This window comes from Thermoanaerobacter sp. CM-CNRG TB177 (assembly GCF_018588165.1).
Taxonomy (GTDB): Bacteria; Bacillota; Thermoanaerobacteria; order Thermoanaerobacterales; family Thermoanaerobacteraceae; genus Thermoanaerobacter; species Thermoanaerobacter thermocopriae.
The window spans coordinates 1-319 of the sequence record NZ_JAFCAC010000096.1; the positions used below are offsets into that span (position 1 = coordinate 1).

Sequence of the window (319 nt, forward strand, 5' to 3'; positions counted from 1 at the left end):
CGTTCAAATTTTAAAAAAGGAGTTGGTTCTTTCATGGATTTAGTTTACTCTCACATAGCCGAAATCGGCACGAATATGGAACAGTTCCCCTCTGCTGCCCATTTGTGTTCTTGGGCAGGGCTGTGTCCAGGTCATAATGAAAGTGCTGGTAAACAAAAGTCTGCCAAAACTCGAAAAGGTAACCAAAAATTGCGAAGCTCTCTTATTGAAGCTGCCAGGGCTGCCTCAAGAACAAAAGATACTTATCTCTCAAGTCAGTACCACCCATCGCTGCTCGAAGAGGAGCAAACCGTGCAGCAGTTGCAGTGGCACATAGCAT

At 45.1% G+C, this 319-nt stretch carries 1 pseudogene; it reads left to right on the forward strand.

From position 1 onward, the window contains the following. Positions 1-319 (forward strand): annotated as a pseudogene (locus I4N53_RS11220) (IS110 family transposase); the annotation flags it as partial.